Here is a 12,212-nt window from a genome sequence, read left to right as displayed (position 1 = left end):
TCGTGCGTAGCCGGTCGATGGAGGGAGCTGATGGCTGAGAATTCTGAGTACGCCGAGCAGACGACGGCTGGAGCATCGGGCGAGCCCAACGCTGGTAGCGCCGATACCGATGCGGTGATGTCGCCGGCTCGAGTGATCCGCATCGGGGCGATGGTGCGCGCGCTCCTCGACGAGGTCCGTCAGGCGACCCTCGACGAGCGCTCCAGGGAGCGCCTCGCCGAGATCTACGAGCAGTCGTTGCGCGCGCTGAGCGAGGTGGTCTCACCCGACCTCGCCGACGAGCTGCGGTCCTTCTCGTTGCCGTTCCAAGAGGGCGTTGTGCCGTCCGAGGCCGAGCTCCGGGTCGCGCAGGCCCAGTTGCTCGGGTGGCTTGAAGGTCTGTTCCAGGGCATCCAAGCGACCCTGTTTGCCCAGCGCATGGCCTCGAATGCACAGCTGGAGCAGTTGCGCGGTCGCGGCCTGCCGCAGCCTCCTGGAGCCCAGCAAGCACCGGGGGCCTACCTGTGAGTCGGATCATCGCATTGGGCGCCGACCACGCCGGCTACGCGCTGAAGGAGGCCGTCAAGCGCCACCTCGTCGAGGCTGGACTCGACGTCCTCGACTTCGGCACCGACTCTGAGGAGTCCGTCGACTACCCGCTCTTCTGCCAGCCTGCTGCCGAGGCGGTCGCGACCGGCGCGGCCGAACTCGGGATCGTCTTCGGAGGTTCGGGTCAGGGCGAGCAGATCGTGGCGAACAAGGTCCGGGGCGTGCGTGCAGCCCTGTGCTACAACGAGCTGTCCGCTCGCCTCGCCAGGGCGCACAACGACGCCAACGTCCTCGCACTCGGGGCGCGTCTGCTCGGTCACGACCTCGCGCTCGCCATCGTCGATGCGTTCCTCGCGGCCGACTTCGATGGGGGGCGTCACGCGCGAAGGATCGCGCAGATCGCGGAGGTCGAGAACGGCGTCTCGTTCACGCAGACTCAGGGCTAGGCGCCGCGCCCTCGTCGGGGTCGGTGCCGTCGTCGTCGTGGCGTCGGCGTCGGTCGTGACGGCGACGGCCATGGAACGAGCGACGACGACCCCGAGCGCGTCGACGACGCATCGACACGAGCCAGCGCCCTCGTCGACGCGGCCGCGCTCGTCGTCTGCGCACCAGAGCGGGCAGATCGCTGGGGTGGGCGAGCTTCGGGTGACCGTCACCGAGCCTGGCAGGGTGACGTGCGTACCGACGACGCACGCGTGTTCGGAACGCAGCTACCTGCTGGACGTCTTCTATCCGTCCCGGACGGCATCGAGTACCATCGTGGCCGATGCCCCGGTCGCGAGCGTGGGTGGACCCTATCCCCTCATCGTGTTTGCGGCCGGCTTCGACGAGGATCCGAGTGCGTACGTGCCGCTCATCGAGGCGTGGGTTCGCGCAGGCTACGTGGTCGCTGCTCCCCGCTTCCCACTGAGCTCTGCGTGGGCGCTGGCGACCTACGGGGTCGACCTGCACGACGCGGCGATCGCGGACGCCTTCGAGTCGGACATGCTCAACGAACCGGGTGACCTCTCGGCCGCCATCGGCGAGATGGACGTGCTTGCGCGCTCGGGCGTGCTCGCGGGCCGTGTCGCGACCGACGACGTCGCGCTCGCGGGCCAGAGCGACGGCGGCGACGTGGTCCTTGCGAGCGCGGACAACACCTGCTGTGCGATCCCTGGCGTTCGTGCCGTCGCCGTGCTGTCGGGCGCGGTGTTCTCCCCCTTCGGCGGGTCGTTCTTCGGCTCGTCCGTCCCGATGCTCGTCGTGCAGGGCTCCGCCGACACGGTGAACCCGCCGTCCGCATCCCAGGCGATCTACGCGGACGCCCAGGCGCCCAAGTACCTCGAGTGGCTCCTCGGGGCCGACCACCTCGGACCCTACACGACCGAAGGGCCTGCCGAGCAGGCCGTCGCTGCCGTCAGCATCGCGTTCTTCGACACGTACCTGCGGCAGATGGCGCCCAGTGTGACGCAGGTTGCGACCATCGGACAGGTGTCTGGCGTCGCGACAGAGGAGGCAGATGTCGACGGCTCCTAGGAATTGGGCACTCGGTGCCCCGTCGATCGAAGCGGCTCCGGTCGCACGTCGCCTCGGGGTGAAGGACAACATCGACGTCGTCGGCGTGCCGACGCGCGTCGGGAGTCGGCTCCTTGGCACCATGGTGGGACCTGCGCTTCGGGACGCGACCGTCGTCGCACGGTTGCGAGCGGCCGGGTGGGTGCCGACGGCGCGGACGGTCATGGTGGAGCTCGCCTACGGGACGCACGGTGTCAACCCGTTCGATGGCACCCCGGAGAACGTGTTGGACGCGTCGCTCGTGCCGGGTGGTTCGTCGAGTGGATCGGCGGTCGGGGTCGGGCTCGGGCTCGTCGATCTCGCCCTCGGTACCGACACCGGCGGATCGGTGCGGATCCCAGCGGCGGCCAATGGGGTCCTCGGTCTGAAGCCGAGCTACGGCCTTCTGCCGACGTCGGGTGTGGCGCCGCTGGCGCCCAGTCTCGACACCGTGGGGCTCATCGCCCCCGACATCGATCGGCTGTCCGAGGGCGCTCGTGCGCTCGGGATCGACGAGCTGGTGGGCGACTGGCCACTCGTCGGTGTGGGTGTCGGCGAGCCCAACGTCGATGGGCGACTCGGCGAGCTCGCCGAGCGACTGGTGTCGGCGCCGGTCGATCTCGGTGAGCTCGCCCGTGCCGGCGGCACGATCCTCGACTTCGAGGCGGCGGCGACGTGGGGATGGCTCCTCCGCCAGGCGCATCGGCTCGATCCGTGGGTGAGGCGACGGCTCGAGGGAGCGCTCGCGGTCGACGGTGCGGCCTATCTCGAGGCACGTGCTCGGCTCCACGCGTGGCGGGCGGCCTTTGAGGCCTGGTTCGCCGACAGCGAGGCGCTCGCGCTCGTGCCGACCCTCCTCGCGCCGCCCGGACCCCTCAGTGCCTGGTCGACGTTGCGGCTCAACGAGCTCACCATCCCCTGGAACGCCCTCGGCCTGCCGGCGCTCAGCGTGCCGGTCGGGGGCGGAGCGGGCCCGTGGCGAACGAGCCGGGTGCCGTTCTCGGTCCAGGTCGTCGGGCCATTCGGTGCCGATGGGCGGCTCGTCCACGTGGCACGGCGTCTCGTTCAGGCGTTTCGTTCTGCCGCATCGAGCCACGCCAGCACCCAGTCGCGATCGGCGTCGAGATCCGGAGGTTCGAGCGCGTAGGTGACCGGTGTGTCGGAGAGGGCGAGCGGGTTCGCGATCGTGTCGAGCTCGAGCGGGCCGGGAAGCCGGACTCGAGGCGAGAGCCCGAGAAACTCGGCGAGCGTCACCGCTTCGGCGACCGAGTTGATGGGCGATGCGGGGACGCCCGCGGCTTCGAGACGGCGCGCCCAGGTCTCGCGGGTCTCGGTCGCGAGTCGCGCCTCGAGGAGCTCGGCGAGCTCGTCGCGGTGGCGCACGCGATCGGCGTTGGAGCCAAAGCGCGGGTCATCCTCGAGGCCGTCGAGGCCGAGCGCCGTCGCGAGGCGCTCGAACTGCGCGTCGTTGCCGACGGCGATGACGAGGAGGCCATCGGCGCACCTGAGCGGTTGGTAGGGCGCGAGGCTGGGGTGGGCGTTGCCGAGCCGTCGTGGCACGTTCCCGGTCGCGAGGTAGCCACCGATCTGGTTCACGAGGCCGAACAACGCGCTCTGGAGGAGGCTGGTCCGCACGAGCTGGCCCCGTCCCGTCTGCTCCCGCGCGACGAGCGCAGCGAGGACACCGATGGTGAGGGTGAGACCGGTCTCGACGTCCACGATCGCGACGCCGGCCTTCGTGGCTGGCCCGTCTGGTTGGCCGGTCAGGTCCATGAACCCGCTCGCTGCTTGGATCGCGACGTCGTAGCCGGGGAGGTGAGCGCCGGGTCCGTCACCATAGCCCGAGATCGAGGCGTAGATGAGGCGCGGGTTCGTCGCGCGGAGGTCGTCGTAGGCGAGGCCCCACCGGGCCATGGTCCCGACTCGAAGGTTCTCGACGAGCACGTCAGCTCGGGCGGCGAGCCGACATGCGATGGCACGATCGTTCGGGTCGTCGAGGTCGAGCGCGATGGCACGCTTGTTGCGATTGACGCTGAGATAGTAGGTGGCCCTTCCGTCGCGCTCGGGAGGGCGCCAGGTGCGCGTCTCGTCGCCGCGAGGGTGCTCGACCTTGATGACGGTCGCGCCGAGGTCGCCGAGGATCATGGTGGCGAGCGGCCCGGCGAGAACCCGTGAGAAGTCCGCGACGACGATGCCGGCGAGTGCGCCCGAAGGTGCTCCCTGGGCCGTGTCGTCGACGCCGTGCACCATCGCTGACCTCCATCGCTCGGACGGGCCGCCGTCGCCTGTCTGGTGCGGCCGCCAGTGGCATGGTAGCCTGAGCGCAATCTGGGTGCGGGAGGTGCGATGCGGCGCGTGCTGGTGCGGGCGGCCCTCCTCGGCATCGCTGCGGCCGTGACGGCCTCGCTCCAAGCAGTGCCGCTTGCGCGTCCCGTCGATCTCGCCACCGACCAGTCCGAAGCGGCTCAGCTCGCTGCGAAGCTCACCGCCCTCGACGGTGCGGTCCAGGTCGCGGCGGAGCGCTACGACGCGGCGACGGCGCAACTCGCCCAGGATCAGGCCGAGCTCGCGGGTGTGCGTGCGCGTATCGCGAGCGAGACACAGGCGCTCGGGCGTGAACGGGCCCGGCTCGCCCGTGCGGCCCTCGATCAGTTCACCAGCGGTGACGCATTGGCGGGCATGGGGGCGGTGCTCGCCGGGAGCCCGAACAGCGCAGCGATCGTCCAGACGGACGTGTCGGTCGCCGCGACCGACGAGACAAGCCTCGTCGCCCAGTATCGGGCCATGGCACTCGCGCTCGAGGTCGAGCGAACCCAGCTCGCGGCACTCGTGCGTTCGGCGAGCCAGACGGCGGCGGTAGCCGCCGCTGCGCGAGCGGCGGCCGCGAGCGAGCAGGCGTCCGTCGAGTCGGCGTTGGCGTCGCTGAAGGGCCAGATGGCCCAGCTCGTCGCTCAGGCCCAAGCCGCTCAGCAGCGAGCGGTCGAGCAGCGGGCGAGTGTCCAACTCGCCACCGAGACGGCGGCGGTTGCCGCGACGCCGCCGGCTCAGGGTGCGTCCGCATCGCTGCTCGAGCAGGCGGCCTCGATCGCCGAAGCCATCGCGGCGCGCGGGGATACCGGTTACTCCTATGGCGCCGCGGGCCAGTGGTCAGGAGGGGTGCAGTACTTCGACTGTTCGGGGCTCGTGAGCTACGTCTTCGCCCAGCTCGGCCTTGCCCTCCCGCACGACGCCGCTGCGCAGGCCGCCGACTCGGCGCCTATCGGCTACGGGCAGCTGGTCCCCGGTGATCTTGTCTTCTACGATACGTTGGGGTCGTCCGGTATCGACCACGTCGCCATCTACGTCGGCGGCGGGTCGGTGGTCGAAGCCACGGAACCCGGTCGGCCGGTCGCCGTCGACCCGATCGGGTGGTCGGGTACGCCGGTCGCGTTCGGGCAGCCGTAGGCGCGACACGCGCTCCACGGTGCTGAGCGCGGCGTGGGCGAGGCTGCCCGTGTGACTTGAGATCGCCGATCCAGCGTCCGATAGTGCCGATGAGGGGAGGCGGAGGAGAGGCCATGACCGCGCGGCGCTTCGCCGAACTTGCCGCCATCGCGGGTGAGGTTCTCGCCCGCCCGACGACCGACACGGTCCTCGATCGCGCGCTGTGTGCAGCCATTGCTCCGTTGACGTCGTTCGCCAGTGCTGGGCTCGCGAGTCTCGAGGGCGATGGGTACTTCCGTGTGACCCACGTCGCGGGTCGGTTGACCTCGGCTCGGGAGCTCCGGGAGATCGCGCTCGCACGCTCCGATCTCGATCGCCTCGTTGCGGTGGCGCGGCGCATCGGTAGCCTCCACGTCGTCGACGGAGACCACCCGTTGCTCGACGAGCTGCTCGCCAAGGCGGCCATCCGCGAGACGGAGTCGCTCGTCGAGGGGTGGAACCCGGCAACGCTCACCTTTGAACTCGTGGAGTCGTGGGAGCAAGAGGTGGGCGCCATCTTGTTCCTCGACCAGCCGGTGAGCCTCGGAGGTCTCGACGCCGAGGAAGTCGGGTACCTGGACGTGCTCGCACAGCTGGTCGGGCTCGCCCTCGTCCAGGAGCATCTGCGTTCGCGCGTCTCGGCCCAGGTCCGCATCCTCGAGGCCGAGCGAGCTCGACTCGCAGGGCTCCTCGCGGCCTCGGGAGACGTCCAGCGGCGCACGGCGCTCCTCGAGGTGCTCCAGACCGCCGCGGATGCCGTCACGACGGCAGGTGGCTTCGCGAGGGCCGCGATCTACCTGCGCGAAGGCGATTCGCTTGTCCTCGCGGTGACGAGTGGCGTCGATCCCGTCGAGGCGGAGCGCCTGCATACCGAGGGTCCCATCCCACTCTCGCTGTTCGCCGCGGTCATGGCGCCGCAGATGCGCATCTCTCGGTCGTACCTGTTCCGGCATCGCGCCTATCCGCTGCACCCCGACCTCGCTCGCCGCATGTCGGTCCCGGTAGCCGAGCACGTCGCCGACGACGACGCCTGGCAGCCCGAGGATACGCTGTCGATCCCACTTCTCGAGGACGAGCGGCTCCTCGGAGTGATCTCGGTCGACAACCCGGTGGACGGTCGCTATCCGGACCTCGGCCAGATCCAGGCACTCGAGTTCTTCGCCGACCAGGCCGCGATCGCTGTCGGGCAGGTTCGCGCAACTGAGGAGTTGCGCCGCTACGCGGAGACGGATGCCCTGACCGCGCTCGCCAACCGTCGAACCTTCGAGGCGTCCGGCGCAGAGGCGCTCCATGACGCTCAGGTCGAGGGCCGTGCGGTCGCGGTGGTCTTCGTCGATCTCGACCACTTCAAGGCCCTCAACGACGAGTACGGCCACCTCGCCGGTGACCTTGCCCTCCGCGCCTCGGCGGAGGCCCTGCGTTCGTGCCTGCGAGCGCGCGACTTGGTCGCGCGCTGGGGAGGCGAGGAGTTCGTGGCGCTCGTGACCGATGTCGAACTCGAGTGGGCTCGCCAGCTTGGCGAGGCGATCCGAGCATCGATCGCCTCGAGCGTTCGCGCCGAGGTCGGTGTCGAGGCGAGTGCCTCGGTGGGCGTCGCGTTGGCGGAGTCGGCTGAGACGGACGCGCCGGATCTTCGGGCGCTGCTCGCAGCCGCCGACGTCGCGCTCTATCTGGCCAAGCAGCGGGGCCGCGACCGTTCGGAGGTCGTCGTGCGGCGACAGGACGGCACCGTTCGCCACGTCCCGTAGGCTCGCGTCCGAGGAGGGACGCATGGGACGGTTTTGGCATCCGTTTGGTCAGCTCTACGAGAGCGACACGAATCCGGTGGTGTTCGTGCGGGGCGAGGGCATCTGGGTCTACGACGACACGGGACGGCGCTACCTCGATGCGACCGCGGCGCTGTGGTACGCCAACGTCGGCCACGGAAGGGCGGAGATCGCGGATGCGATCGCTGCGCAGGCGCGTGAGCTTGCCGGCTACTCCACGTTCGGCACGTTCTCCAATCGCCCGGCCGAGGAGCTCGCCGAGTTCTTGTCGGCTCGCTCGCCGATGCCCGAGTCGGAGGTGTTCTTCGTGTCGGGTGGCGGTGACGCCGTCGAGACGGCCGTGAAGCTCGCTCGCCGTTACTTCTCGCTCGTCGGCCAGCCGGAGCGCACCGTGCTCATCTCGCGAACGAACGGCTACCACGGAACCTGGGGCTTTGGCACCTCTCTTGGGGGCATCCCTGCCAACCGGACGGGCTTTGGCGAGCTCATCCCGACCACCGTGCAGGTGCCGTGGGACGACGTCGAGGCCGTCGAGGCCGCCATCGTCGCCAATGGCCCTGAGCGGGTCGCCGCGGTCATCGCCGAGCCCGTCATCGGTGCTGGCGGCGTCTATCCACCGCCTCCCGGCTACTTCGAGGCGCTAGGAGCGACCTGCCGGCGACACGGTGTGCTCCTCATCGTCGACTCCGTGATCTGCGGGTTCGGTCGACTCGGCACCTGGTTCGGGATCGAGCGTCTCGGCGTCGAGCCGGATCTGATCACCTTCGCCAAGGGGGTCACGAGCGGCTATCTCCCGCTCGGTGGGGTCATGGTGTCGGGCCGTGTGGCGGCTCCGTTCAAGCAACCAGGAGCCCCGGTCTTTCGGCACGGGCCGACCTACGGGGGTCATCCGACCTGCACTGCGGCGGGCATCGCGAACTGCCGCATTCTCGAGGACGAGCAGATCCTCGCACGAGGGGCGGTGCTCGAAGGCGAGCTGCTGGCTCGGCTTCGACCGCTGGCCTCCTCTGCGTTGGTCGCCGAGGTGCGCGGTGGCCTAGGGCTGCTCGGGGCCGTCGAGCTGCGTTCCGACCTGCTCGCCGAACACCCCGACGCCCTCGCTCGACTCGCGCGCCTGGCGCTCGAGCGTGGCATCATCGTGCGCGTGCTGGCGACCTCGATCGCTCTGTCTCCGCCGCTGATCATCGAGCCCGCAGAGATCGGGGTCATCGTCGAGGGACTCGCCGATGCCCTCGACGCGCTCGCGGCAGAGCTCTAGAACGGCTCCTCGACCTCGGCCGAGGCTTCCTCGACGGCGGTGCCGTCGTGGTCGAGTTCGTTCTCCACGCGCCGCAGACGCAGATCGCACGCGTCGAGGATGGCCCTCGCACGCCGTACCACGGTCGCGAGGTCATCGACGCCGATGGCGTCGGAGTCGATGAGTTCGGTGAGTGCGAGTGCCGTGTCGCGAAGATCCTCGAAGGAGCGTTGCTCGATGGCTCGCGCGAAGGCGTCCTCGTCGAGGTCGATGAGCCAGCGAACATCGGCCGGGTCAGTCGTCATTGGGTCGTCCTCCTTGGCGCGTGGTCAGGTGGGGATGCGTCGTGGTCGGAGATCGTCGAGCTGGGGTCAGCGCGGCGACGCCGTCGACGAAGTGGGCGTGCACGATTGCGTGGGTTGCGATGGCGTCCGCGCGGCGAAGCCAGGTGCCCGTCGGATCGGTGATCATGGCGAAGCCGCGCTCGAGCGGTGAGGCGAGCCCCTCGATGCGGCGTGCGAGCAACTCGAGGCCGCGTCGATCCCGGCGAGCTCGCCGGTACGACGCGGCGGTGAGGTGCCGACGCACGGCGGCGAGAGCGGCATCGTGGTGTGCTCGCCGGCGTGCCGCGGCGCGCGTGAGGCGTCGTTGCCGCGCGTGAAGCTCAGTGCGGTGAGCGGTGGCGATGGCCGACGTCGCCGCGGCGAGCTCACGGCGGTGGTCGACGAGCTGGCGGACTTCGAGGCGTACGCGGAGGCGGACGATGTCGCGGGCCGATCGCGCTGCTGTGAGCACCGCGCGACTGCGAGCGAGCCGCGCCCGGACTCGAGCGTCGATGACGGAGGTCGCCGGGAGCGTGTGGCGCTCGTTCGTGAGGCGCTGGTCGGTGCGAGCGTCGAGGACGGACGGGCTCGGCAGGCTGCGGTGTGCGGCCGCAAGACGTCGTTGCGAGTGTGCTTCGATGGCGTGGGCGATCTGGCGCGTGTGGAGCCAGCCGCGATCGAGCCGTGCCCGAGCGTGATGGATCGCGGTTGCGATCTCGGTGGCAAGGCCCTCGCGAAAGTCCTCGACCCGGGCGACGAGGGCCTTGGCGGCGCTCTGTGGCACGTCGAAGGCGCAGTTGGCGACGTAGGCAAGGAGCGGCTGATCGACGGCGTGGCCGATGGCGACCCAGATCGGCACCGGTGCCGTGGCGACCGCTCGGGCAAGGTCGAGATCGTCGAAGGCGGCGAGGTCTCCCTCCGAACCGCCGCCACGGGCGACGAGGACGAGGTCGGGCTGGTCGGCGATCGCGGCCGCGAGTGCGCGGCGGATCTGGACGCTCGCTGCGCGGGTGGATACCTCGGTGTGGTACAACCTGACGGTGAACGCGAAGCCCGTGTCGGCGAGCGCGCGTCGCACGTCCTCACGCACCACGCCATCACGCGAGGCGACGAGCGCGATGCGGAGCGCGACGGCGGGGACCGGCACGCGTCGGTTGGCGTCCACGATGCCTTCGGCGGCCAGTTGGCGTAGGTGGCGTTGGCGGGTTGCGGCGCGAGCATCCAGCATCGCCTCGATCTCGACGCGGTCGATGCTGAGCGACATCGAGCCGCGCGGAGCGTAGACCTGGAGCCGTCCCGAGACCACGACGAGCGCGCCGTCGCCGAGCGAGCCGAGTCCAGCGCGGCGCAACGCCGTCTCGATGCCGGCACGGCGCGACGCCCAGATGGCTGCGCTCACGCGGGCTTGGCGGTCGCCGTCGTCGATCAGATCGAAGTACAGGTGACCGCGTTGGGAGGCCTTGGCCGACTCGACGACGCCGCGCACGGTGACGAGGCCGAGCGAACCCAAGGCGTCGTTGACGCGCCCGATCAGCTCGCTGACCCCGAGCGCTCTGTCCACGGGGCTACGCTAGCCGACCAGGAGGAGCGGGTCCGTTCCCACGTCGCGGTAGGCGCGGACGCGGTCGATGCGAGGGGGACGCACGCCTTCGGCGACATCGACGATCACGTAGCCGGCCGGTGGGAGATGGAGTGCGTCGGCGTCCACGGAGATGCCGTGATCGGCGAGCAACTGCTCGAGGAGGACTTCGAGCTGGGGCGCGTGCGTGGCGACGACGGTGACACCGTCGAGCGCTCCGAGGTAGGCGAGGCTCATGGCGATCTGTGGAGCCTTCGCACTGGGCCCAAGGCCATCATCGGTGATGATCTCGAGATCGAGTGCCTTCGCGAGCGGCGCCAAGGTCTCGATGCAGCGGCGTGCCGGGCTCGAGACGAGATGGGTCGGTGCGAGCCGGACCAGCTCGACCGAGAGTGCTTGTGCCTTGACGAGTCCCTCCTCGGTGAGCGAGCGCTCGAGATCGGCCATGCCCGGCCGGGGTCGGGTTGCGGGAGCGTGGCGGGCGACGACCAGCATCCGTGCCTCCTTGCATGGGCAGGCGTGTTGCCCATACGGATAGCAGAGTGTAGCCGTTCGTAGGCCGCATGATTGCAAACGTGCACTCGTCGTGTGCGCGCGTCTAGGTGGTCCCCGGTTCTGTGCCGAGTCGGTGCCAGCTCCAGAGCACGGTCGTGTGGCGGCCGTGGGCCACGAGCGTCGTGGCTGCGATGGCGCTCGGTTGGAATGGGGTCGGCGCCTGGACGTTGATCCTCTGGGGTCCGATCGCACGCCACGCTGCGTCCACCACCTGTCCACCGGTCGAGCGGACGACGAGTGAGACCTGGCCCGTCGACGGTAGGCCGGTTGCTGTCAGGGTGATCGATGATCCCCATGCACGGCGGTCGACGACGAGCGTGCCGTGGATCGGGGGAGCGGCAAGGGTGATCACCTCGGCCGCGGACGGGGTCTGCTCGGCGGGATGCTCGAGCGCGAAGGTGAGCGACGCGCCGACGACCAGGCCGGCCAATCCGATGAGCGCCCCCCGACGGCGCCGATGACTGTGGCCGGCGACGCGAGCTGGGCGAGGGTCGTGCGCCATGGGCGCCACCTGGGACCCGGTCACCGGTTCGTCGGGTGGTTCGAGGTCTGCGAGCGCTCTGAGCAACTGCGCGGTGTCGCTCAGGCGGTCCTGGCACGACCTGCAGGAAGCGAGGTGCCCCTCGAAGCGAGTGACCTCGTCAGGCGTGAGCTCGTGGAGCAGGTACGCCTCGCGGAGCGTGCACCCATCGTCATGGGATGGCACGGTTGGCCTCCAGGTGCGATCGAAGTGCCGCAAGTCCATAGTGCAGACGCGACCGGATGGTCCCCGCGGGGACGCCGAGGTCGTCGGCGACTCGTGTGATCGGGGCGCCATGGACGCAGACCGCGACGACGACGTCGCGCTGGTGCTGAGGGAGGAGCGACAGCGCGGCCTCGAGGACGACGCGGTCGACGACGGCGCTCGCCGGATCCGGTGTGTCGGCGTCGTCGACGAGGAGGGTTCGAATATCGAGTGGCCCGCGGTGGCGACGGAGCCAGTCGATGGCGCGATGACGAGCAACGACGAGCAACCAACCCAGCAGGCGTCCGTCCGTGCCCTCGAGCTCGTCGTGGTGTGCGACGGCCGCCGCGAGCGTGTCTTGGATGACGTCGTCGACCGCACTCGCCGGGAGCATCGCGCGGAGGCGCGCACGCACGGCCGGCGTGAGTCGTACGAGGCGCGCGATCACCGGTTCAGCGACGACGTCTTCCATGGAACCTCCCCATCTCCCCACCGATGCCAAGGC

General features: G+C 70.1%; 13 protein-coding genes and 1 pseudogene. 7 read left to right on the top strand and 7 right to left on the bottom strand.

Translation table 11 applies throughout. The annotated features are described in order from the left end of the window. Window positions 1-30 precede the first annotated feature (30 nt). From AFER_RS06155 to AFER_RS06140, 4 genes are all read left to right on the top strand, one after another. Window positions 31-507 carry a proteasome activator gene (locus AFER_RS06155; protein WP_015798615.1) on the top strand — a complete coding sequence of 159 codons (477 nt, stop codon included), beginning with the start codon at window positions 31-33 and terminating at the stop codon, window positions 505-507. Next, window positions 504-974, top strand: a complete 471-nt coding sequence (gene rpiB, locus AFER_RS06150; protein WP_015798614.1) for a ribose 5-phosphate isomerase B — start codon at window positions 504-506, stop codon at window positions 972-974. The genes AFER_RS06155 and rpiB overlap by 4 nt, the downstream gene beginning before the upstream one ends. A 70-nt stretch (window positions 975-1,044) precedes the next feature. Next, window positions 1,045-2,043 carry an alpha/beta hydrolase family protein gene (locus tag AFER_RS06145; RefSeq protein WP_171788961.1) on the top strand — a complete coding sequence of 333 codons (999 nt, stop codon included), beginning with the start codon at window positions 1,045-1,047 and terminating at the stop codon, window positions 2,041-2,043. Then, window positions 2,027-3,208 carry an amidase gene (locus tag AFER_RS06140; RefSeq protein ID WP_015798612.1) on the top strand — a complete coding sequence of 394 codons (1,182 nt, stop codon included), beginning with the start codon at window positions 2,027-2,029 and terminating at the stop codon, window positions 3,206-3,208. The genes AFER_RS06145 and AFER_RS06140 overlap by 17 nt, the downstream gene beginning before the upstream one ends. Here AFER_RS06140 and AFER_RS06135 read toward each other — a convergent pair. After that, window positions 3,127-4,311, bottom strand: coding sequence for a CaiB/BaiF CoA transferase family protein (locus tag AFER_RS06135; RefSeq protein ID WP_015798611.1), 1,185 nt, complete (start codon window positions 4,309-4,311; stop codon window positions 3,127-3,129). The genes AFER_RS06140 and AFER_RS06135 overlap by 82 nt on opposite strands. Before the next feature lie 96 nt (window positions 4,312-4,407). Between AFER_RS06135 and AFER_RS06130 the strand changes: the two genes are divergently transcribed. From AFER_RS06130 to AFER_RS06120, 3 genes are all read left to right on the top strand, one after another. Next, complete coding sequence (locus AFER_RS06130) at window positions 4,408-5,505, top strand: C40 family peptidase (protein WP_015798610.1); 1,098 nt, start codon at window positions 4,408-4,410, stop codon at window positions 5,503-5,505. Between the two features lie 113 nt (window positions 5,506-5,618). After that, window positions 5,619-7,271 (top strand): GGDEF domain-containing protein, encoded by a 1,653-nt coding sequence (locus tag AFER_RS11030; protein ID WP_015798609.1) that lies wholly within the window; start codon window positions 5,619-5,621, stop codon window positions 7,269-7,271. A gap of 22 nt (window positions 7,272-7,293) precedes the next feature. After that, window positions 7,294-8,547, top strand: a complete 1,254-nt coding sequence (locus tag AFER_RS06120) for an aminotransferase family protein (RefSeq protein ID WP_015798608.1) — start codon at window positions 7,294-7,296, stop codon at window positions 8,545-8,547. Here AFER_RS06120 and AFER_RS06115 read toward each other — a convergent pair. From AFER_RS06115 to AFER_RS06095, 6 genes and pseudogenes are all read right to left on the bottom strand, one after another. Beyond that, the gene (locus AFER_RS06115) at window positions 8,544-8,831 is read right to left on the bottom strand and encodes a hypothetical protein (RefSeq protein WP_015798607.1); all 288 of its coding nucleotides are present in this window, start codon (window positions 8,829-8,831) and stop codon (window positions 8,544-8,546) included. The genes AFER_RS06120 and AFER_RS06115 overlap by 4 nt on opposite strands. Then, entirely contained in the window at window positions 8,821-10,410 is a 1,590-nt protein-coding gene (gene xseA, locus AFER_RS06110) for an exodeoxyribonuclease VII large subunit (protein WP_015798606.1), read from the bottom strand. Before xseA ends, AFER_RS06115 begins: the two co-directional genes overlap by 11 nt. 9 nt (window positions 10,411-10,419) lie before the next feature. Beyond that, on the bottom strand, window positions 10,420-10,923 hold the full coding sequence (locus AFER_RS11025) for a SixA phosphatase family protein (protein ID WP_015798605.1): 504 nt from the start codon (window positions 10,921-10,923) through the stop codon (window positions 10,420-10,422). Window positions 10,924-11,026: 103 nt separating this feature from the next. Next, window positions 11,027-11,485 carry a hypothetical protein gene (locus AFER_RS06100; RefSeq protein WP_245525998.1) on the bottom strand — a complete coding sequence of 153 codons (459 nt, stop codon included), beginning with the start codon at window positions 11,483-11,485 and terminating at the stop codon, window positions 11,027-11,029. Window positions 11,486-11,587: 102 nt separating this feature from the next. Next, window positions 11,588-11,728: pseudogene (locus tag AFER_RS12925) on the bottom strand (zf-HC2 domain-containing protein); the annotation flags it as partial. Further along, entirely contained in the window at window positions 11,676-12,179 is a 504-nt protein-coding gene (locus AFER_RS06095) for a sigma-70 family RNA polymerase sigma factor (protein WP_015798603.1), read from the bottom strand. The pseudogene AFER_RS12925 and the gene AFER_RS06095, both read right to left, overlap by 53 nt. Window positions 12,180-12,212: the final 33 nt, after the last annotated feature.

Origin of the sequence: Acidimicrobium ferrooxidans DSM 10331, from assembly GCF_000023265.1 — a bacterium.
Taxonomy (GTDB): domain Bacteria; phylum Actinomycetota; class Acidimicrobiia; order Acidimicrobiales; family Acidimicrobiaceae; genus Acidimicrobium; species Acidimicrobium ferrooxidans.
The sequence above is the reverse complement of the archived record's forward strand: the minus strand, read 5'-3'. Positions and strand labels throughout refer to the sequence as shown.